The organism is Pseudoflavonifractor phocaeensis (genome assembly GCF_021531815.1).
Classification (GTDB): Bacteria; Bacillota; Clostridia; order Oscillospirales; family Oscillospiraceae; genus Lawsonibacter; species Lawsonibacter phocaeensis_A.
This window is the reverse complement of record NZ_JADYUM010000003.1, coordinates 184245-204061: the sequence shown is the minus strand read 5'-3', so window position 1 is coordinate 204061 and position 19817 is coordinate 184245. Positions and strand designations below refer to the sequence as shown.

Annotated in this window: 20 protein-coding genes; 16 read left to right on the top strand and 4 right to left on the bottom strand. The window is 62.0% G+C overall.

The annotated features are described in order from the left end of the window. Positions 1 to 748: hypothetical protein (locus I6E42_RS03250; protein WP_235370498.1), on the bottom strand; the 748-nt coding region annotated here is incomplete at its 3' end. A gap of 426 nt (positions 749 to 1174) precedes the next feature. Here I6E42_RS03250 and I6E42_RS03245 point away from each other — a divergent pair. The 4 genes from I6E42_RS03245 to I6E42_RS03230 all read left to right on the top strand — a co-directional run bounded on the left by I6E42_RS03245 (position 1175) and on the right by I6E42_RS03230 (position 5003). Beyond that, complete coding sequence (locus I6E42_RS03245; protein ID WP_235370497.1) at positions 1175 to 1714, top strand: hypothetical protein; 540 nt, start codon at positions 1175 to 1177, stop codon at positions 1712 to 1714. Continuing rightward, on the top strand, positions 1711 to 3444 hold the full coding sequence (locus I6E42_RS03240) for a carbon starvation CstA family protein (RefSeq protein WP_235370496.1): 1734 nt from the start codon (positions 1711 to 1713) through the stop codon (positions 3442 to 3444). Before I6E42_RS03245 ends, I6E42_RS03240 begins: the two co-directional genes overlap by 4 nt. Positions 3445 to 3613: 169 nt before the next feature. Further along, the gene (locus I6E42_RS03235; protein ID WP_235370495.1) at positions 3614 to 4288 is read left to right on the top strand and encodes a lysoplasmalogenase family protein; all 675 of its coding nucleotides are present in this window, start codon (positions 3614 to 3616) and stop codon (positions 4286 to 4288) included. Continuing rightward, on the top strand, positions 4275 to 5003 hold the full coding sequence (locus tag I6E42_RS03230) for a TIGR01906 family membrane protein (protein WP_235370494.1): 729 nt from the start codon (positions 4275 to 4277) through the stop codon (positions 5001 to 5003). The genes I6E42_RS03235 and I6E42_RS03230 overlap by 14 nt, the downstream gene beginning before the upstream one ends. A 33-nt stretch (positions 5004 to 5036) precedes the next feature. Here I6E42_RS03230 and I6E42_RS03225 read toward each other — a convergent pair whose 3' ends face one another. From I6E42_RS03225 to I6E42_RS03215, 3 genes are read right to left on the bottom strand one after another with little or no spacing between them, the layout of a single operon-like run. Continuing rightward, a complete protein-coding gene (locus tag I6E42_RS03225; RefSeq protein ID WP_235370493.1) occupies positions 5037 to 5477 on the bottom strand; it encodes a GtrA family protein in 441 nt (146 codons plus the stop codon). Further along, entirely contained in the window at positions 5452 to 6423 is a 972-nt protein-coding gene (locus tag I6E42_RS03220) for a glycosyltransferase family 2 protein (RefSeq protein WP_235370492.1), read from the bottom strand. The genes I6E42_RS03225 and I6E42_RS03220 overlap by 26 nt, the downstream gene beginning before the upstream one ends. A gap of 3 nt (positions 6424 to 6426) precedes the next feature. Continuing rightward, positions 6427 to 8028 (bottom strand): glucosyltransferase domain-containing protein, encoded by a 1602-nt coding sequence (locus I6E42_RS03215; RefSeq protein WP_235370491.1) that lies wholly within the window; start codon positions 8026 to 8028, stop codon positions 6427 to 6429. Positions 8029 to 8446: 418 nt separating this feature from the next. Between I6E42_RS03215 and I6E42_RS03210 the strand changes: the two genes are divergently transcribed. The 12 genes from I6E42_RS03210 (at position 8447) to fabG (ending at position 19807) form a co-directional block, all read left to right on the top strand. Beyond that, the gene (locus I6E42_RS03210) at positions 8447 to 9730 is read left to right on the top strand and encodes an O-acetylhomoserine aminocarboxypropyltransferase/cysteine synthase family protein (RefSeq protein WP_235370490.1); all 1284 of its coding nucleotides are present in this window, start codon (positions 8447 to 8449) and stop codon (positions 9728 to 9730) included. A 106-nt stretch (positions 9731 to 9836) separates the two neighbouring features. Further along, positions 9837 to 11024, top strand: a complete 1188-nt coding sequence (nifS, locus tag I6E42_RS03205; protein WP_235370489.1) for a cysteine desulfurase NifS — start codon at positions 9837 to 9839, stop codon at positions 11022 to 11024. After that, positions 11011 to 11448 (top strand): Fe-S cluster assembly scaffold protein NifU, encoded by a 438-nt coding sequence (gene nifU, locus I6E42_RS03200; protein ID WP_235370488.1) that lies wholly within the window; start codon positions 11011 to 11013, stop codon positions 11446 to 11448. The genes nifS and nifU overlap by 14 nt, the downstream gene beginning before the upstream one ends. Before the next feature lie 531 nt (positions 11449 to 11979). Further along, the gene (gene acpP, locus I6E42_RS03195) at positions 11980 to 12216 is read left to right on the top strand and encodes an acyl carrier protein (RefSeq protein ID WP_268841859.1); all 237 of its coding nucleotides are present in this window, start codon (positions 11980 to 11982) and stop codon (positions 12214 to 12216) included. Between the two features lie 92 nt (positions 12217 to 12308). Then, on the top strand, positions 12309 to 12746 hold the full coding sequence (gene accB, locus I6E42_RS03190) for an acetyl-CoA carboxylase biotin carboxyl carrier protein (protein ID WP_235370487.1): 438 nt from the start codon (positions 12309 to 12311) through the stop codon (positions 12744 to 12746). A gap of 4 nt (positions 12747 to 12750) precedes the next feature. Next, positions 12751 to 14142 (top strand): acetyl-CoA carboxylase biotin carboxylase subunit, encoded by a 1392-nt coding sequence (gene accC, locus I6E42_RS03185; RefSeq protein ID WP_235370486.1) that lies wholly within the window; start codon positions 12751 to 12753, stop codon positions 14140 to 14142. A 2-nt stretch (positions 14143 to 14144) separates the two neighbouring features. Beyond that, positions 14145 to 14999 (top strand): acetyl-CoA carboxylase, carboxyltransferase subunit beta, encoded by an 855-nt coding sequence (accD, locus tag I6E42_RS03180; RefSeq protein ID WP_235370485.1) that lies wholly within the window; start codon positions 14145 to 14147, stop codon positions 14997 to 14999. After that, positions 14999 to 15823 (top strand): acetyl-CoA carboxylase carboxyltransferase subunit alpha, encoded by an 825-nt coding sequence (locus I6E42_RS03175; protein ID WP_235370484.1) that lies wholly within the window; start codon positions 14999 to 15001, stop codon positions 15821 to 15823. The genes accD and I6E42_RS03175 overlap by 1 nt, the downstream gene beginning before the upstream one ends. Then, positions 15820 to 16758: a beta-ketoacyl-ACP synthase III gene (locus I6E42_RS03170; RefSeq protein ID WP_235370483.1), complete on the top strand. Its 939-nt coding sequence runs from the start codon at positions 15820 to 15822 to the stop codon at positions 16756 to 16758. The genes I6E42_RS03175 and I6E42_RS03170 overlap by 4 nt, the downstream gene beginning before the upstream one ends. A 437-nt stretch (positions 16759 to 17195) precedes the next feature. Continuing rightward, complete coding sequence (locus tag I6E42_RS03165; protein WP_235370482.1) at positions 17196 to 18128, top strand: nitronate monooxygenase; 933 nt, start codon at positions 17196 to 17198, stop codon at positions 18126 to 18128. 3 nt (positions 18129 to 18131) lie between these two features. Then, positions 18132 to 19067, top strand: a complete 936-nt coding sequence (gene fabD / locus I6E42_RS03160; protein ID WP_235370481.1) for an ACP S-malonyltransferase — start codon at positions 18132 to 18134, stop codon at positions 19065 to 19067. Continuing rightward, positions 19064 to 19807 (top strand): 3-oxoacyl-[acyl-carrier-protein] reductase, encoded by a 744-nt coding sequence (gene fabG / locus I6E42_RS03155; protein ID WP_235370480.1) that lies wholly within the window; start codon positions 19064 to 19066, stop codon positions 19805 to 19807. The genes fabD and fabG overlap by 4 nt, the downstream gene beginning before the upstream one ends. Positions 19808 to 19817: the final 10 nt, after the last annotated feature.

Here is a 19817-nt window from a genome sequence, read left to right as displayed (position 1 = left end):
AGCTGGAGATCCGGCGGGTCCATTTCGTCCGGTGGTGCTGGGTGGGGTCGTCGGGCTTGATGCCGAACAATACCCGCCGGATCTCCAGCTGGGTCTGGGTGAGCATGCCGAAATATTGAGTTTCCAGCTCCGGCGTGGCGGCGCGGACATAGATATACCGCAGGGACATCACTCCGCCGCCGCAGCACAGAACAATGCCCATGACGAGCAGTTGGAGGGCAGCGGCCAGCGCCGCCCACCGCAGCCGAAGCCCTTTGGGCCGGGGACCGCCGGGGATCAGCTTTTTCAGGAACACCAGGCTCAGGACGACCGGGACCGCCATCATCAAGACCGGGAACCAGTTGAGCAGGACCTCCGAAGCGGCCATATTGCCGAAGGCCCCGGCCACCATGGCCATTTTCGTCAGGGAAAAGAGGGTGAGGAAGGTTTTGAACAGGCGGTAATAGATGGCCTGGGCCCCCAGCCAAAGGGAGACCACCCCGGTACAGAGGGGGAGAAGGATCCACCCGCGCCGGGAGGATACCCCGCCGCACAGAAGGCCCAGCAGCAGGGCCATGGGCAGGGTGAAAAGCAGGGTGAACAGGGCGCCGGTGGGGGAGATGCTTCCGAAACAATAGAGTTTTAAAAAGAGCTCATCATAATAGACAGCCAGTAAAAAAAAGAGGGAGGGGCGGACCAACCGTTTCCAGCAGTCCGGGGAAAAGGTGCCGCGGCCGGAACGGAAGAACCATTTTTTGAGAGATTTCATGACAAACCTCCAAAAGAAAGGGGGAGGGGTGGAAAAGTTCCCTCTATTCTATCCGATTTCCCAGGGTGTGTCAACGAGAACGGGGAGAAAAGGGGCGGCCGATTGGAAAAAAGAGACGGGGGAGGAGAACGGCGCGGAGAGAAGAGAGACGGCGGACGGATGTATACCGGGGAAAAGAGGGAAAATACAGCGAAATGAATAAAAACTTTCACATGCAAGAGGAGCATTTTGTCATATAACCATAAGAAAATTCTTGCAAATTGCCCTCTAATCTGCTATTATATTACTGCCTTCATAGTTTGTTCATATTTCAGCCCACCGGCAGCAAAGGCGCGACCGCCGGGTGGACCTTCTGAGAAGCAGCCATTACCGCCGGCTGCTTTTGTTTTGTATGTTTGACGGCGGGAAGAAAGCGAGGATCAGACCTTGTCTCAGCTGCGACAGACCGTGGCGGAGCGTCTTATGAACGCCTATGCCGCCTACTACGATATCACGCCCGTGGAGGATGGAACGGGGCTGAAGGCCCTTTGTGCCTGCCACATGCGGGACAGCCAGTATGTACTGGTGAAGAAAGCGGAACTGTGGGCAGCGGAGAGCCACGAATACCTCTATTTGTGGTCGCTGGACCGGCTGGAGCAGCCGGATGTGGACGAGGTCTTCCGGCGGGTGCTGGAGGACGGCGAGCCCCGGGTACAGCCCCATTCCCAGCACATGTACACCTACCTGACGGCGGTGGTGCTCTATGACAGTGCCGACCCCCAGGCCCTGGCCCAGCTGAAAAAGCTGAAAAAGCGCCGGGAATTTAAGCTATCGCTCCATGGATGGATGGAGTTTAGAATAGCGGCCGTGGACGTATCCACGGCGGAAATTACCACCAACCGCAGCGGGAAAACAATGGAGAAAGATCTGAAGCGGATGGTGGAACGCATCATCTCAAAACATTTAGGAGAGGAGAAAAATCAATGAATGCAGTATTGGTTCTTCTGATCGGCTGCGCCATTCTGATTGCGGGCTACGTGTTCTACGGTAGCTGGCTCGCCAAGCAGTGGGGCGTTGACGATTCCAAGGTCACCCCTGCCCATGAGATGGAAGACGGTATGGACTATGTTCCTGCCAAGGCTCCCGTGCTGATGGGCCACCACTTTTCTTCCATCGCCGGCGCCGGCCCCATCAACGGTCCTATTCAGGCCGCTGTTTTCGGCTGGGTCCCCGTCGTGCTGTGGGTCCTGATCGGCGGTATCTTCTTCGGTGCCGTCCATGACTATGGCGCCCTGTTTGCCTCCATCCGCCACAAGGGCCAGTCCATCGGCGAAGTCATCGCCGCCAACATCGGCGAGCGCGCCAAGAAGCTGTTTATCATCTTCTCTTACCTGACCCTGATCCTGGTGGTCGCCGCCTTTGCCTCCATCGTGGCCAACACCTTTAAGGCCACCTATGTGGAGGGCGTGCTGGACGTGGCCGCTTCTTCCGCCAACGCCTCTGTGGCCATGATCTCCATCCTGTTCATCGTGATGGCGATCATCTTCGGCTTCTTTGTCTACCGGAAGGGCGCTTCCCTGTCCGTGGCCACCATCGTGGGCGTGATCGGCATCGTGGCCTGCCTGGTCATCGGTCTGAACTTCCACCCCATCTACCTGAGCGGCACCACCTGGATGATCATCATCGGCATCTACATCCTGATCGCCTCCGTGGCTCCCGTGTGGATCCTGCTCCAGCCCCGTGACTACCTGTCCTCCTTCCTGCTGTACGGCATGATGGTCATCGCCTTTGTTGGCGTTGTGGGCGCCGGCATCATGGGTCAGAACACCCACATGGAGATCCCCGCCTTCACCGGCTGGACTGATCAGATCAGCTCTCTGGGCTCCGTGTTCCCCGCCCTGTTCGTCACCATCGCCTGCGGCGCCATTTCCGGCTTCCACTCCCTGGTGGGCTCCGGTACCACCGCCAAGCAGCTGGACCATGAGCGCGACGCCAAGCCCATCGCTTACGGCGGCATGCTCATCGAGTGCGCTCTGGCTCTGATCTCCCTGTGCGCTGTCGGCTACATCTGGGCTGACTACGCCAAGCCTGTCGCTGAGGGCGCCATCCGCACCCCGACCACCGTGTTTGCCACCGGCCTGTCCAAGATGGTCGCCACCATCCCCGGCCTGCAGGGCACCCAGTCCACCGTCAGCGCTCTGCTGATCCTGGCTGTTTCCGCTTTCTGCCTGACCTCTCTGGACACCGCTACCCGTCTGGCCCGTTACATGTTCCAGGAGTTCTGGCTGAAGCCCGGCGAGACCTATAAGGATGCCACCGGCTTCAAGAAGACCCTGTGCAACCCCTTCGTGGCTACCGCCATCACCGTGGTGCTGGGCGTTGGCCTGGGCCTGGGCGGCTACTCCACCATTTGGCCCCTGTTCGGCGCTGCCAACCAGCTGCTGGCCGCTCTGGCTCTGCTGGCTGTCTGTGCCTGGCTGGGCAATATTGGCCGCAACAACAAGATGTTCTACTTCCCCATGTTCTTCATGCTGGTCGTGACTCTGTGCTCCCTGCTCCAGACCGCCATGGCCAAGGTCAAGGTCATCACCGCCGGCGGCGCTACCACCGCTCCTGTGATTCAGCTGGTCCTGGCCGTTGTCCTGTTCGTGCTGGCTATCGTGCTGGCCATCGAGGGCGTTCAGACCATCTTCGGCAAGAAGCAGGCTGCCAAGTAAGACGATTTTCTTCAAAAGCTGCGCAAAAGAGGACCCGGAATTTCCGGGTCCTCTTTTCTGTTGCCGGGACGGGCAAATGGTGGGGGAGAAATACCGGCCTGCCTTGCATTGTCCGGTCTTTCTGTGATATAGTAAAGGTAATGTCTGCCGGAGAAAGGGGGGAGGGGCCATGCGCCGCCGGCTTGTGGGATGGTTTCTGCTGGCTGAACTGGCCGTTTACCTGCTTTTCCTCTGGCTGGACCTGTTTTGCGGCGGAGCGGGAAGCGCTCCGGTCAAATACGCCGCCATCGCCCTGTGCTTTTTCTTTTCCCTGTACGGAAGTGTTCGGGGCGGAGAGCGGCTGGTGACCGCCGCGCTGGCCTTCACTCTGGGAGCGGATACCTTCCTTTTGCTGCTCGACGCTCGGTATCTGGCGGGAGTGCTGCTGTTTTGTGTCGTCCAGGGGCTGTACCTGGCCCGCATTTTGCGGGAAAACGGAGGACATGCCCTGTGGCCTCTGCGGCTGGGACTCTTTGCCGTGGCCTTGTGGGTTTTGAGACGGCTGGGCATGCTGTCTCTGCTGAATGGGGTGACAGCCTTTTACTTTAACAACTTTCTTGTGAATGTGATCCAGAGCCTGTCCCTCCGGGGCCTGCGTCTGCGCCTGTTCTCCCTGGGGCTCGCCCTTTTTTTGTGCTGTGATCTTTGCGTAGGCGCCTTCAATGAGCCTGGACTGGTCCCCAGTGCTGTATACTCCTTTGCGCGGGTGGGAATGTGGCTGTTCTATCTGCCCGCCCAGGTGCTGATTGCCCTGTCCGGTCTGCCCGATCCTGTTTTGCGAGGTCTTGATGATGAAAACCAGTAAATCCCTTTCCCTGCTGTTGTCTTTCCTCACCGCCCTGCTGGTGCTGTCAGGCTCCATTGCCGTTCCGCTGCTGTGCCGGTCCTTTTACTATGCCCACATCGGTCCTTTGGGCCTGGCGGAGTACACCGGTTTGTCGGTGGAACAGATCAAAGAGGCCTTCGGACAGGTGATGGATTTCTGCCTGGGACTGCGGCCTGATTTTGCCGCCGGAGTGCTGTGGTTCTCCCAGTCGGGAGCGGACCACTTTGCCGACGTGCGGAAGTTGTTTTTGCTGGACCTGTGGGTGCTGGTTTTATCCCTGGCCGCCCTGGTCCTGCTCTTTGCCTACTGCCGAAAAAGCAAGACCCGCCCCTATTGTTTCCGGGGCCGGGGCCCCGGCTTCTGGGCGGCGGCCGGCCTGGGGGTGTCCTTCCTGACGGTGGGCGGTCTGGCGGCGCTGGACTTCGACCGTTCCTTCGTGCTGTTCCACGCCCTGTTCTTCCCGGGCAAGGATAACTGGATCTTTGACTGGCAGACCGACCCGGTGATCCTGATCCTCCCCGAGGAATTTTTCCGCAACTGCGCCATCCTGATCCTGGCTCTGCTGCTGGTGTGGTGCGCCATCCTCATTGCCGCCGACCTGTGGGCCGGAAAGCGGCGGAAGCGGCAGGAGCAGATCGCCGCTGTGGCGGCAGCCTGCGGCGGGGACTGTTCCCGGTGTTCCGGGTGTCAATAAAGAAAAGAGGTGTGCCGGCTGGCACACCTCTTTTTAATTGGAAGATTTGAAGGCGAAAAACCGCTGGCCGAAGTAGTTGAGGACTACGAACAGGCCGGAGCCGGCCAGCATGGTCAGGTTGCCCTGGAGCTGCTGGCTCAGCCCCATGCCACCCAGCAGCCAGGCCGCCGCCGGCTTGGCCAGGCCGTAGGCCAGCAGGTAGCACACTGAGATATTGACCACGAACCGGAGGACCACGCCGGCCCCTTTTTCCCGGTTGCGGAAGGTAAAATGCTTGTTGAGAAAGAAGCTGACAATGCTGCCCACCACGTAGTTGGCGGCGGAGGAGATCCAATAGCCCGTGTCTCCCAGGCGGTGCAGGCCGGCCAGGTTGTAAAGCCCGAACATGACCCCATAGCCCACCAGGGTGTTGATAACACCCACCAGAATAAAGCGGAAAAAGGTGGGATCAAATATCTTTTTCAGTTTGTCCATCCGGTTTCGTTCCCTCACAGTGGTCGGCCACGATGTACCGGGGCCGGTCTTTGATCTCCTCGTAGATCTTGGAGATGTAGTAGCCGATGATGCCCAGGCAGATCATCAGGATGCTGCCGATGATCAGCTGGAGCAGAATGACAGTGGTGAAGCCCTCCAGAGCATGTCCCGTGAGCTTCTGCCACAGGGAATGGAGTCCCAGGACCACAGAGCACACAAAGACCACCACACCCAGCAGAGTGACCAGCTGGAGGGGCGCGGTGGAGAAGGAAGCGATGTTGGTCACGGCGTAGCGCACCAGGCTGCGGATGGACCATTTTGACTCCCCCTCCAGCCGGGGCTGGACCTCAAACTCCACCTGGGCAGTGGAAAACCCGATCCAGGAGGACAGGGCCCGGAAGAAGGCGTTTTTCTCCCGCATGGCCAGCAAGGTGTCTACGGCCCGGCGGTCCAGGAGCTTAAAGTCGGAGGCCCGTGACATGTCAATGCCGGTGGCCCGGCTGATCATGGAATAAAAGCTTTTGGCAGCAAAGGTGTGCAAGGGGTTTTCCTTGCCACGGTCGGCTTTGACGCCCTCTACCACCTGAAACCCCTTTTGCCACAGGCGGTACATTTCCACCACTTTTTCCGGGGGGTGCTGGAGGTCGCAGTCCATGACCACGGCGCAGTCGCCCTTGGCCTGTGCCAGTCCGGCGAAAATAGCCGCTTCCTTGCCGAAGTTCCGGGAAAACCGTACTCCCCGTACCTGGGGGAAGCGGTCTGTCTGGGCCTGGATGGCTGCCCAGGTACCATCCCGGGAACCGTCATCCACGAAGATGACCTCATGCTTGATCCCTGCCGCCGCCAGGATGGCGGTGACGGTGTCCGCCGCCCGGGGGACGGAGGCCTCCTCGTTGAAGGAAGGCAGGATCACCGACAACAGGCCCGATTTCAGTGTTTCTTCCATAGGTCATCTCCTGTTCTCGTAGGCTTTCTCAAAATCCGACTTGGGGGTGTACCGCTCCTGGAGCTTGACCACTACCCGGCCATCCAGTACCTGCACGCTGCCCTGGGCGGGGTAGAGGGTCATGTCCTGGAACTCCTGGGAGTCGGAGATCGCCAGCATGGTCTCCTCGTCCAGCTCCTCCACAGGGAAGTTGAGCCAGTCGTTTAGATAGTAGTAGAGGTGCTTGTTCAGGGAGATTACCGAATTTAAGGGTACGCTGTAGTGGTCCACCTGGGCATAACTGGGGATCTGGCTCTTGATCTGGTCGGCGGGAACGGCCCCCACCAGCGCGATCTCCATGCCGGGCTCGTAACCCGGACAGTCCTCGATCCGGGAGAGCAGCCGGGTGGCGTAACTCTCAGAGGCCCGGTGGGCCTGGGCGGAGGCGGTGTACAGCAGGTTGTTTGTGTTCAGGCAGAACAGCAGCAGAACGGCGGCCCATACAACGGCCACGGAGAGCGCAGTTCCGCGCTGGGTGGAAGTGTTGGGCAGCCCGTCGGCTAGGTCAGCCACCAGAAGTACCGCCAGATAGACAGTGACAAAGGCGTATTTCATCAGGGGAGTGGGGACGGAGTAGGGGGACAGCACCTGCATAAAATTGATCCCAAGGGGGAGCAGCGCCGCCATGGCCAGGGCGCCCAGAGGACGCCAGACCTCTTTCCAGAGGCCTTTGCCGGACAGCCGGGCCAGGAAGAAGCACAGCCCCAGGACCAGAGCTGCCAGGTCCAGGACCACCATCCACCGGCTGGTGAAGCCGTCCGAGGAACCGGCCACGAAGAAGAAGGCCACCACCTGCTTATAGGTGGACAGGAGCAGATGGGGCAGCTTGCCGAAGGGATATCCGGAACTGGCTGCGTCCATGCCCAGGTAGGACAGTAGCTTCAGGTCCTTTACCTTCAAAAAAACCAACAGAATCCCATAATAGAGAATGGCGCCGGCAGCTAGATAAGCCACCAGCCGCAGGCCAAGGGCCAGGGTCCCTTGAAAGCCGGACTCCGGGTCCAGACACTCCCGCAGCACCACCAGCAGGGACAGGGAAATGGCCACCGTCACATAGGCCTGATAGGTGCCCATGGCCAGGGCCAGAGCGAGCACGCCGCAAAGCCATCCCACTTTACAGCGCTTGGCCAGCCAGACGGACAGCACCGCCAGGAAAATGGCCAGACAGTAGGCCGAGGCGGTGAACATATAAAGGAAGGTGTAGCCCATACAGGGGAACGCTGCCATGACCGCTCCCGCCAGTCCGGCCAGGAGCTTGCTGCGGAGCTTCAGCAGGTCCACGGCAAAGGCGGCGGCCAGCCCCAGAAACAGCAGGGACAGCAGGCCGATGGCCGCCGGCATCTGGGTGAAGCTGTTCAGAGCGGAGGCGTAGTGGAGGAACCACCGGCCGGAGACCGTCATCTGCTGGGTGTCAAATACCCGGCTCAGACCGTCGCAGTTTGGAATAAGGTTGGTAAAGGCATATAGGTGGACCAGATAGCCGGTGATGACGCAGGAGAGGAAGGCGGCTTTCGGAGCCGCCGCCGCCCGGTCCCACCATTTGCGGCCCTGTTGGTCGATGGTCATAATGTTCCTCCTCATGTGCGCGGAGATACCACGAAGATGAGCGGCAGCCGCCGCACGAATCAACTACAGCGCGGTTGATTCAGTAGACATTATTATAGGCTTTTTTTTCCCGTATTGCAAGGGAATGGGGAGAAAGTCTGGGGCGGTCCGGAGGGACAGCCGGACAAGGAATCTGGAGAGGGGCGGAGCCCGGGAAGGAAAAAGGGAGGAGTATTTTGAAAAAACCTATTGACAAAACAGGGAAAGAGTAGTAATATCCAATCAACCCACAAGAATGATATGTATTTAGGAGGCGGCCATGGACAAATTGTTTCAACGGTTGCTTCGGCAAAATTTCCGGTTCGGGCGAATGTGCGCAGGATGCTGCCGCGGATAAAGAAGCCCCAACATCAACATAATAATAAAAGGAGATTTTGTCATGTCTAACCAATATAGATTCGAGACCCTTCAGCTCCACGTCGGTCAGGAGCAGCCCGATCCCGCTACCGATTCCCGGGCGGTGCCCATTTATCAGACCACCTCTTATGTGTTCCGCAACTCCGCCCACGCGGCGGCCCGGTTTGGCCTTGCCGACGCCGGCAATATTTACGGCCGTCTGACCAATTCCACCCAGGACGTGCTGGAGAAGCGCATCGCGGCTCTGGAGGGCGGCGTGGCCGCTCTGGCCACGGCCTCCGGCGCGGCGGCCATCACCTACACCATCCAGGCCCTGGCCCAGGCCGGGGACCATATCGTGGCTCAGAAGACCATCTACGGCGGCAGCTACAACCTGTTGGCTCATACGCTGCCCCAGTTCGGCGTTTCCACCACTTTTGTGGACGCCCATGACCTGGCGGCGGTGGAGGGCGCCATTCAGCCCAACACCAAGGCGGTCTATCTGGAGACCCTGGGCAATCCCAACAGCGATATCCCCGACATCGACGCCATCGCGGCCATCGCCCATAAGCACGGCCTGCCCTTGGTCATCGACAACACCTTCGGCACCCCCTATTGGATCCGGCCCATTGAGCACGGGGCCGATATCGTGGTCCACTCCGCCACCAAGTTCATCGGCGGTCACGGCACCACCCTGGGCGGCGTCATCGTGGACAGCGGCAAGTTCGACTGGAAGGCCAGCGGCAAGTACGCCCCCATCGTCGCCCCCAACCCCAGCTACCACGGCGTGTCCTTCGTGGATGCCGCCGGTCCCGCGGCCTTTGTCACCTACATCCGCGCGATCCTTCTGCGTGATACCGGCGCCACCATCTCTCCCTTCAACGCCTTCCTGCTCCTCCAGGGTGTGGAGACCCTGTCCCTGCGGCTGGACCGCCACGCGGAAAATACCAAGAAGGTGGTGGAGTTCTTGGTCAACCACCCCAAGGTGGCCCATGTCAACCACCCCAGCCTTCCCAACCACCCCGATCACGCCCTGTACGAGAAGTATTTCCCCAACGGCGGCGGCTCCATTTTCACCTTCGACATCAAGGGCGGCCAGGAGGAGGCCCACAAGTTTATCGACAGCCTGAAGATCTTCTCCCTGTTGGCCAACGTGGCCGACGTCAAGTCCCTGGTGATCCATCCCGCTACCACTACCCACTCCCAGTTGTCCCCCGAGGAGTTGGAGGACCAGGGTATCCATCCCAGCACCATCCGCCTGTCCATCGGTACCGAGCATATCGATGACATTTTGGAAGACCTGGCCCAGGCGTTTGACCAGGTGTAATACGCTCTCCCCCTCTTGGACAATGGCCGGGGCGCCCACCGCCGGGAAACGGGTGTTCCGGCCATTGCCCTGCACTTTATCGCTATAACAAGAAAGGAACTTCCCTATGATCTATCTGGATAACGCGGCTACCACCAAGACCAGTCCGGCCGCACAGCAGGCCATGCTGGACTGCATGGAACAGTTCTGGGGCAATCCCTCCAGCCTTCATACCCCCGGTCAGCGGGCGGCGGAGGCTCTGGCAAAGGCCCGGGAGGAGGTGGCCTCCTGCATCGGCGCCTCTCCCCGGGAGATCTATTTCACCTCCGGCGGCAGTGAGGCGGACAACCAGGCCATTCTCAGCGCCGCCCTGCTGGGCAAGCGGAAGGGCAAGACCCACCTGATCTCCACCGCCATCGAGCACCACGCGGTGCTCCACACCCTGGCCCGGCTGGAGAAGGAGGGGTTCTCCGTCACCCTGCTGCCTGTGGATGAGAGCGGCGTCGTGAAGGTGTCTGACGTAGCGGCCGCCATCCGGGAGGACACCGCCCTGGTTTCCATCATGTTTGCCAACAACGAGATCGGGTCTGTCCAGCCAATCCAGGAGATCGGGGCCCTGTGCCGGGAGAAGAAGATCCCCTTCCACACCGACGCGGTCCAGGCCGCGGGCCACCTGCCCATCGACGTGGTGAAGCAGAACATCGACATGCTCTCCCTGTCCGGGCACAAGTTCCACGGCCCCCGGGGCGTAGGTCTGCTGTATGTCCGCAAGGGCCTGCCGCTGCTGAACCTCATCGAGGGCGGCGCCCAGGAGCGGAGCAAGCGGGCGGGCACCGAGAACCTTCCTGCCATTGCGGGGATGGCCGTCGCGCTGAAGGAGGCCTGCGATCATTTGGAGGAAAACGCCAGGAAGGAGATCGTCCTCCGGGACCGCCTGATCGAGGGGCTGAGCAAGATCCCCCACAGCGCTCTTAACGGCGACCGTGAGCGCCGCCTGCCCGGCAACGTGAATTTCTGCTTCGAGGGTATCGAGGGTGAGTCCCTGCTGCTCCTGCTGGATGACAAGGGTATCGCCGCCTCCTCCGGTTCCGCCTGTACCTCCGGCTCTCTGGATCCCAGCCATGTACTGCTGGCCATTGGCCGGCCCCACGAGGTGGCCCACGGTTCCCTGCGGCTTACGCTCAGCGAGGAGACCACCCGGGAGGAGGTCGACCAGACCATTCAGGCGGTCACCGAAGTGGTAGCGCGGCTGCGCGCCATGTCCCCGGTGTGGGACGAGCTTCAGAAAGGAGTCAGACCCTATGTTATACAGTGAGAAGGTCATGGACCATTTTAGAAATCCCCGGAACGTGGGTGAGATTGAGAACGCCGACGGCGTGGGCCAGGTGGGCAACGCCAAGTGCGGCGATATCATGCGGATCACCCTGAAAATCGACGACGGCGTGGTGACGGACGCCAAGTTCGCCACCTTTGGCTGCGGCTCCGCCATCGCCACCAGCTCCATGGCCACGGAGATGATCAAGGGCAAGCCGGTGGAAGAGGCGCTGGAGCTGTCCAATCAGGCGGTGGTGGAGGCGCTGGACGGACTGCCCGCCCACAAGCTCCACTGCTCCGTTCTGGCTGAGGAGGCGGTGAAGGCCGCTGTCAAGGACTACTACGACAAGCATGGGATCACCTACGACCCCAAGCTGTTCTGCAACATGGACTGCGAGGGCTGCCACGCCCACGACGGGGAGTAACGCAGCAATCATATATGCCTTGTCATTGCCGGGGGACCCGCTGCGGGTCCTCCGGCCTGCTTTTGATAGGAAAAGACGAAAAAGAAATGGGCGCATCACCATGCGCCCATTTTGTATGCCCGCGTATTTGTCGGGTTCGTGAAGACTGTGCGGCCTGTCAAAAGAAAGGGAAAGGTGCTTGTGAGCCCGTCCGGACAGAGTCAGGGCGGAGAACCCGGAGGCGAAGAGGAGGCAGACTGCGTTCAGGCATGTGGACATCACCCGTCATCCGGCCGTGGGGCAGGGGATGTATTTTTCAAAACAGAAGTTCGTTTTCGGGACCTGGAGTCCGGAAAACTGGGGATGATTCCGTGGAAAATAGCGTAAAAACCGGGAAACAGGGGAGCGGGCTTTGTGAGAATGGAAAAAAGAAGGAGAGAGCGTAAAATTCGTCTTGACTTTTGGTGGAAAGCCCATATAATAATTCTAAAGCATTTTACCTAAAAAACTTTAACTAAAATGCCTGAACAAATTTGAGAGGAAGTTTGACCTATGGAGATCAATTTCGAAAACGTACGCGATATTATCGTGAATACCCTGAGCTGCGACGCCGACCAGGTGACCATGGAGACCAACCTGTTCGAGGACCTGGAGGCCGACTCTCTGGAGGCGGTTGAGCTGTCTCTGGCCCTGGAGGATGCCTTTGGTGTGGGCATCGCCGACGAGGATATGACCAAGATCAAGACTGTCAGCGACATCGTGGCCTATCTGGAGAGCAAGAAGCAGTAAGTTCGGGAATCACAGACGGGGCGTTTTCGCCCCGTCTTTTCCGGATTATACGGAATCAAATCTGTTGCGTTGACGAGAATAAGGAGTTGTCCATGGAATTACAGGAACTTTACAGCCTGATGGAGCGTTTTGCCTCCTCCGGCCTGACAGAGCTGGAGTGGGAGCAGGGGGAAGAAAAGGTCCACCTGCGCCGGGAGCCGGCCCCTGTGGTCCGGGCGGAGAACCCGGTGCCTGTGGCTGCCGCCGCCCACGCGCCTGCCCCCGCACCCGTCCCGGAGAAGCGGGCGGAGGGCGACCTGGTGAAGGCGCCCCTGGTGGGCGTCTTTTACGCCGCTCCCGCCCCGGGGGAGGCGCCCTTTGCCGCACCCGGAAAGCAGGTGAAGAAGGGGGAGACCCTGTGTCTGCTGGAGGCCATGAAGATGATGAGCGAGGTCCCCGCCCCCGCCGACTGCGTGGTGGAGGAGGTCCTGGCCAAGGACGGCGAGGCCGTGGGCTACGGCCAGCCCCTGTTCCGGGTCCGGAAGGTGTAAGGCCATGCTGAAGCGTGTTTTGATCGCCAACCGGGGAGAGATCGCCCTGCGGATCATCCGGGCCTGCCGGGAACTGGATGTGGAGACGGTAGCCGTCTATTCCGAGGCCGACGAGAGTTCTCTGGCCGCCCAGCTGGCCACCTGTTCCCTGTGCATCGGACCGGCCCGGGCGGCGGACAGCTATCTGAATCAGGACGCCCTGCTGACGGCGGCCCGGATCACCGGCTGTGACGCCATCCATCCGGGTTACGGCTTCCTTTCGGAGAATCCGGATTTCGCCGACCGCTGCGTCCAGGCGGGGCTGAAATATATCGGGCCCTCCGGCGACGTGATCCGGAAGATGGGCAGCAAGGCTGCCGCCCGCACCCTGGCCCAGAACGCCGGCGTGCCGGTGGTCCCCGGCTCCGACGGTCCCCTGTCCGGGGTGGAGCAGGCCAGGGAAGTGGCCGGCCAGGTAGGTTATCCCGTCCTGCTGAAAGCCTCCGCTGGCGGCGGCGGACGGGGCATGCGCCAGGTGGAGCGGCCCGAGGACCTGGAGGGGGCCTATCAGGCCGCCCAGGCGGAAGCCGTGGCCTGCTTTGGCGACGGGGAGATGTATCTGGAGAAGCTGGTCCTGAATCCCCGGCATATTGAATTTCAGATCATGGCGGACAGCCAGGGCCATGTGGTCCACCTGGGGGAGCGGGACTGTTCCATCCAGCGCCGCCGCCAGAAGCTGGTGGAGGAGTCCCCCTCCCGGGCGCTGACTCCGGAGCTGCGGGAAAAGATGGGGGCGGCCGCTGTGGCTGCCGCCAGGGCCGCGGGCTATGTGGGGGCCGGCACGGTGGAATTTGTGCTGTCCCCGGAGGGAGACTTCTATTTTATCGAGATGAACACCCGGATCCAGGTGGAGCACCCGGTCACCGAGCTGGTCACCGGAGCGGACCTGGTAAAGGAGCAGCTGCGGGTGGCCGCGGGACTGCCCCTGTCCTTTACCCAGGAGGAGGTGAAGGTGTCCGGTCACGCCATTGAGTGCCGGATCAACGCCGAGGACCCGGAGCACGAGTTCCGCCCCTGTCCGGGTAAGACGGAGTTCCTCCACCTCCCCGGCGGACCGGGGGTGCGGGTGGATACCGCCCTGTACACCGGCTATGAGGTGCCCCCTTACTACGACTCCCTGGTGGCCAAGGTGCTGGTCCACGCCCCTACCCGTTTGGAGGCGATCCGCCGGATGCGCCGGGCGCTGGAGGAACTGGTCATTGAAGGCTATCCCACCAACGCCGCTTTAGCCCATCTGATCATGCATGATCCTGAGTTCGTCCGGGGCCAGTATGACACCGGCTTTTTGGACGGCCATCTGGAAAAGCTGTTGGAGCTGGCACGGACCTGTGACCAGCTCACCACCGGAAAGGAGTAAACGTGAACGGATTGTTTCGCCAGCGCCGGGACCGGCTGCTGACTTACCAGGCCATGCGGGAGGGGAAGCTGACTCCCTCCCGGCGCATCACCTGCCCCGCCTGCGGGGCGGAGAGCGCTGCGCTGGACTGGAACCGGAATTATCAGGTTTGCCCGAAGTGCGGCCACCACAACCCCGTGGAGGCCTACTACCGCCTGTCCATGATCCTGGACCCCGGCTCCTTCCAGGAGCTGGAGGAGAAGCTGTCCCCCGCCGATCCCCTGGCGTTCCCCGGCTATCCCCAGAAGCTGAAGGCTCTGGAGGAGGACACGGGACTGCGGGACGCCGCCGTGGCGGCGGTAGGCATGGTGGAGGGCCACAAAGCGGTCTTTGTGGTTTTGGACAGCCGGTTTCTTATGGGCAGCATGGGAACGGCGGTGGGAGAGAAGGTGACCCGGGCGGCGGAGTACGCGGAAAAGCGGAAGCTGCCTCTGGTCATTTTCGCCGCCAGCGGCGGAGCCCGGATGCAGGAGGGCATTTTCTCCCTGATGCAGATGGCAAAGACCGCCGCCGCCATCCGGCATTTCCAGGACAGGGGCGGACTGTATATTTCCTGCCTCACCCACCCCACCACCGGCGGGGTGACAGCCAGCTTTGCCTCTCTGGGGGACATCATGCTGGCAGAGCCCGGGGCCCTCATCGGCTTTGCCGGTCCCCGGGTCATTGAGCAGACCATCGGAGAAAAGCTGTCGGAGGGCTTCCAGCGGGCGGAATACCTGCTGGACCACGGCTTCCTGGACCAGATCGTCCCACGGGACCAGTGGCGGTCCGTCCTGGGCCGTCTGCTGGCTCTCCATGAGAAGGGGGGGCGCGCCTGATGAGCAAATATTCACCGGAGGAGAAGGTGAAGATCGCCCGGAACCCGGGACGTCCGGGGACGGCGGACTTCATCGACGCCCTCTTTACCGATTTCTTTGAACAGCGGGGAGACCGGTTGAGCCGGGAGGACGGCAGCATCCTGGGCGGCATCGCCCGGTTCCATGGCCGTCCCGTTACCGTCATCGGCCACCGGAAGGGCAAAAACCTGGAGGAGAACCTGCGCTGCAACTTCGGGATGCCCGGCCCTGAGGGCTACCGGAAGGCCCAGCGTTTGATGAAGCAGGCGGAGAAGTTCGGCCGGCCCATCATCACCTTCGTGGATACCCCGGGCGCTTACCCGGGCAAGGAGGCGGAGGAGCGGGGCCAGGGCGAGGCCATCGCCCAGAGTCTGGCCCTGATGAGCTCCCTCACCGTCCCTGTCATCGCTGTGGTCACCGGAGAGGGAGGCAGCGGCGGAGCCCTGGCTCTGGCTGTGGCCAACCGGGTGCTCATGCTGGAGCACGCCGTCTACTCCGTTTTGTCTCCCGAGGGCTTCGCCTCCATTCTGTGGAAGGATTCCTCCCGCAGCGGAGAGGCCTGCGAGGTGATGAAGCTCACGGCCCAGGACCTGCGCCGGGGCGGCATCGTCCAGGGCGTCCTGCGGGAGCCCGAGGGAGGGGCCCATACCGACTGGCAGGCCACGTTCCGCACGGTGGACGCGGCCCTGCGAAAGGAACTGGCCGGTCTGGACAAGCTGAAGGGTCCCGCTTTGGCCCAGCAGCGCTATCAAATGTTCCGCGCTATGGGGCAGGGTCTGCCTCCGGCGGGGAAGGAGGAACCATGAGCGCACCCAAGATCCTTGCCACCGGCCGGTGTCTGCCGGAACGAGTGGTGACCAACGAGGAACTGAGCCGGCAGGTGGACACCAGCGACGAGTGGGTGTTCAGCCGCACCGGCATCCATAACCGCCATTTCTGTACCAAGGAGTCCGGGCTGGACCTGGCTGTGGGGGCTGCCCGTCAGGCCCTGGAACGGGCGGGGCTGGGCGCGGAGGACGTCGGGGTGTGCCTGGTGGCCACCTTCAGCCCAGACTTCGCCAGCCCCTCCACGGCCTGCCTGCTGCAAAAGGAACTGGGCCTGAAGGAGGACACCGTCTGTTTCGACCTGAATGCCGCCTGCGCCGGCTTCCTGTATGGCATGAAGACCGCCCACGCTCTGCTGGCGGACGCCCCCCGGCCCCACGCCCTGGTGGTGGGCTGCGAGGTCATCAGCCGGGTGCTGGATATGACCGACCGGAACACCTGCGTCCTCTTCGGGGACGGCGCGGGTGCGGCGGTGTTCCGCCGGGACGAGGAGGCGGTGTGGCACACCGTGTTCGGCTCCCGGGGCGACGCGGAGAGCATCATGGTGGAGGGCCCCGGCCCGGTACGCTCCACCGTCCATATGGACGGCAAAGCGGTGTTCCGCTTCGCGGTGGAGGTGGTGGAGAAGTCGATTCGGCAGCTGCTGGAGGCGGAGGGCTGCGGGATAAACGACCTGGACCTGGTGGTCTGCCATCAGGCCAACGCCCGCATCATCGACTTTGTGGCCAAAAAACTCGGCGCCCGGGAAGGGCTGTTTTATAAAAATATGGACCGCTACGGAAATACTTCGGCGGCCAGCATCCCCATGGCGTTGGACGAGCTGTCCCAGGCAGGAACATTGAAGCCCGGGATGCGGGTCCTCACCGTGGGCTTCGGCGGCGGCCTCACCTGGGCAGGCGCCCTGCTCAAGTGGTAAGTTTTAGTCTATAGGGTTAGGAGATTTCACCGCTGCGGCGGCGAGTGAATTTTGGAGCCATCCAAAAGTCACCAAAAGATGGCCGGGAGAAGGCCAGGCCGGCCAAGCACTACGCCGCACAATTCGGAAACGCAGGTGCCGGTATTCAGCGGTTGTCTGTATTCAAATTCACTCGGCTCAGGGCCAAAGGCCCGGATGGCGGGGCAGCAAAACCAAGGAATGCGCGCCGGACGCAAGGAATACTTTCCCAATCGAACTTTCATCGGGTCCGGGCCCGCAGGCCCGGGGAACTTTGGCTACTTTCCTTCCCTGGAAAGTAGCTCGCCCGGGGGCGAAACTTCTCCGCCCCCCGTCCCGCCCGCAGGCGAAATCCTCAGAAAACTAAAATTTGCCATACAACCATCAAACCAACGGAACCATCCGTAAGGAGAGATCATATGAAGCTGAACGAATTGCTGGGGACTGAGTTCCCCCTGATCCAGGGCGGCATGGCCAATATCGCCACCGGCGAGTTCGCCGCCGCCGTGTCCAACGCGGGGGCCCTGGGCCTCATCGGCGCCGGCGGCATGAATGCCGACAGCCTCCGGGAAAACATCCGCCGCTGCAAGGCGCTGACCAACAAACCTTTCGGCGTCAACATCATGCTCATGAACCCTGCCGCCCCCGAGATGGCCAAGGTGGTGGTGGAGGAGGGCGTCAAGGTGGTCACCACCGGAGCCGGCGTCCCCAGCCAGTATGTTCCCGCCTGGAAAGAGGCCAGGATTAAGGTGTTTCCCGTCGTGGCCGCCACCACGCTGGTCCGCCGGCTGGAACCCCTGGGTGTGGACGGCTTCATCGCCGAGGGCACCGAGAGCGGCGGCCACGTGGGCGAGCTGACCACTATGGCCCTGGTACCCCAGGTGTGCGACATGACGGACCTGCCGGTGATCGCCGCCGGCGGCATCGCCAGCGGCAGGCAGCTGGCCGCCGCCTTCGCCCTGGGAGCCTGCGGCGCTCAGATCGGCACCTGCCTGTTGGTCAGCGAGGAGTGCCCCATTCACGATAACTACAAGCAGGCCCTGCTGAAGGCCAAGGACAGCGACACCACCGTCACCGGCCGCTCTGTGGGCGCCCCGGTCCGGGTCCTGAAAAACCAGATGACCCGGGAATATATCAGCCGGGAGAAGGCCGGCGCTGACAAGATGGAGCTGGAGAAGTACACCCTGGGCTCCCTGCGCCGGGCTGTCTTTGACGGCGATACTAAGACCGGCTCCCTGATGGCGGGCCAGGTGGCTGGCATGCTCCACGAGATCCGCCCCCTGCGGACCATTCTGGAGGAGCTGTGCGCCGGCTGCCATTCCACCGCCGCGCAGCTGGCCCGGGAGGTGTAACAGGTGAAATTAGCGTTTGTATATGCTGGCCAAGGCAGCCAGAAGGTGGGCATGGGCCGGGACTTCTATGAGCGGTACCCGGAGTTTGCCTCCGTGATGGACAGCGCGCCTGTGGACTTTGACCTGAAGCAGCTGTGCTTCGATGGCCCGGAGGACCGGCTGTCCCAGACCCGGTATACCCAGCCCTGTATGGTGGCCTTTGCCATCGGCGTCACAGAACTGCTCTACAGCCGGGAGATCTATCCCCAGGCGGCTGCGGGCCTGTCCCTGGGGGAGTACTCCGCCCTGTACGCCGCCGGGGTGCTGGACCGGAACACCGCCATCCGCACCGTGGCCCTCCGGGGAAAAGCCATGGAGGAGGCCGCCGCCGGCCTGGAGTGCGGTATGACCGCCGTCCTGGCCCTGGACCGGGAGAAGCTGCAGACGGCCTGTGACCGGGCAGCGGAGCTGGGCGTGGTCCAGATCTGCAACTACAACTGCCCCGGCCAGCTGGTCATCGGCGGCGAAAAAGCCGCCGTGGACAGGGCGGGGGAGATCGCCAAGGAGCTGGGGGCCAAGCGCTGCATGCCCCTGAAGGTCAGCGGCCCCTTCCACACCAGGCTGATGAAACCGGCGGGGGACGTGCTGCGGAAGCATTTTGAGACCATTACCTTCCATAAGATGGAAATTCCCGTCTATTTCAACTGCAAGGGCGGCCCCAAGGCGGAGGAGGAATCCATTGCCGCCCTGCTGGAGCGGCAGGTCCAGTCCTCCGTCTACTGGGAGGACACCATCCGCCGCATGGAGGCGGACGGGGTGGACACCATCGTGGAGATCGGGCCGGGCAAGACCCTGTCCGCCTTCGTGAAAAAGACCGCCCCCTCCATCCGTACCTACAACATCGATACCGCCGATGACTTCGAGAAGGTCGCGGCGGCTCTGAAAGGAGAAGACCTATGACCATGAAGGGTGCTGTGGCTCTGGTCACCGGCGGCAGCCGGGGGAACGGCCGGGCCATCTGCCTGGAACTGGCCCGCCGGGGGGCGGCTGTGGCCGTCAATTACGCAGGCAACGAGGCCGCCGCCCAGGAGACGGTGGAGGCCTGCCGGGCACTGGGCGCGGAGGCTGAGGCCTTCCGGGCCGATGTGGCCGATCCCGCTGCCTGCGAGGAACTGGTAAAGGCGGTGAAGGACCGCTTCGGCAAAGTGGACATTCTGGTGAACAACGCGGGCATCACCCGGGACGGCCTGCTGATGACCGCCAAGGCCGAGGACCTGGACCGGGTGCTGGACACCAATCTGAAGGGGGCCTATTTCTGCATGAAGGCCGCCTCCAAGCTGATGATGCGCCAGCGCTTCGGGCGGATCGTCAACCTGTCCAGCGTGGTGGGCCTGCGGGGCAACCCGGGGCAAACGGGCTATGCCGCCAGCAAGGCGGGGATTCTGGGCCTGACCAAGGCCGCCGCCAAGGAGCTGGCCGGGCGGAACATCACCGTCAACGCCGTGGCTCCCGGCTTTATTGACACGGATATGACCGCCGTTCTGCCGGAGAAGGCCAAGGAAGCCATGCTGTCCACCATCCCCATGGGCCGTCCCGGCGCCCCTGAGGACGTGGCGCGGGCGGTGGCCTTCTTCGCGGAGCAGGATTCCGCCTATATCACCGGCCAGGTGCTGTGTGTGGACGGCGGAATGGCGGTGTAATGAGGTGAAG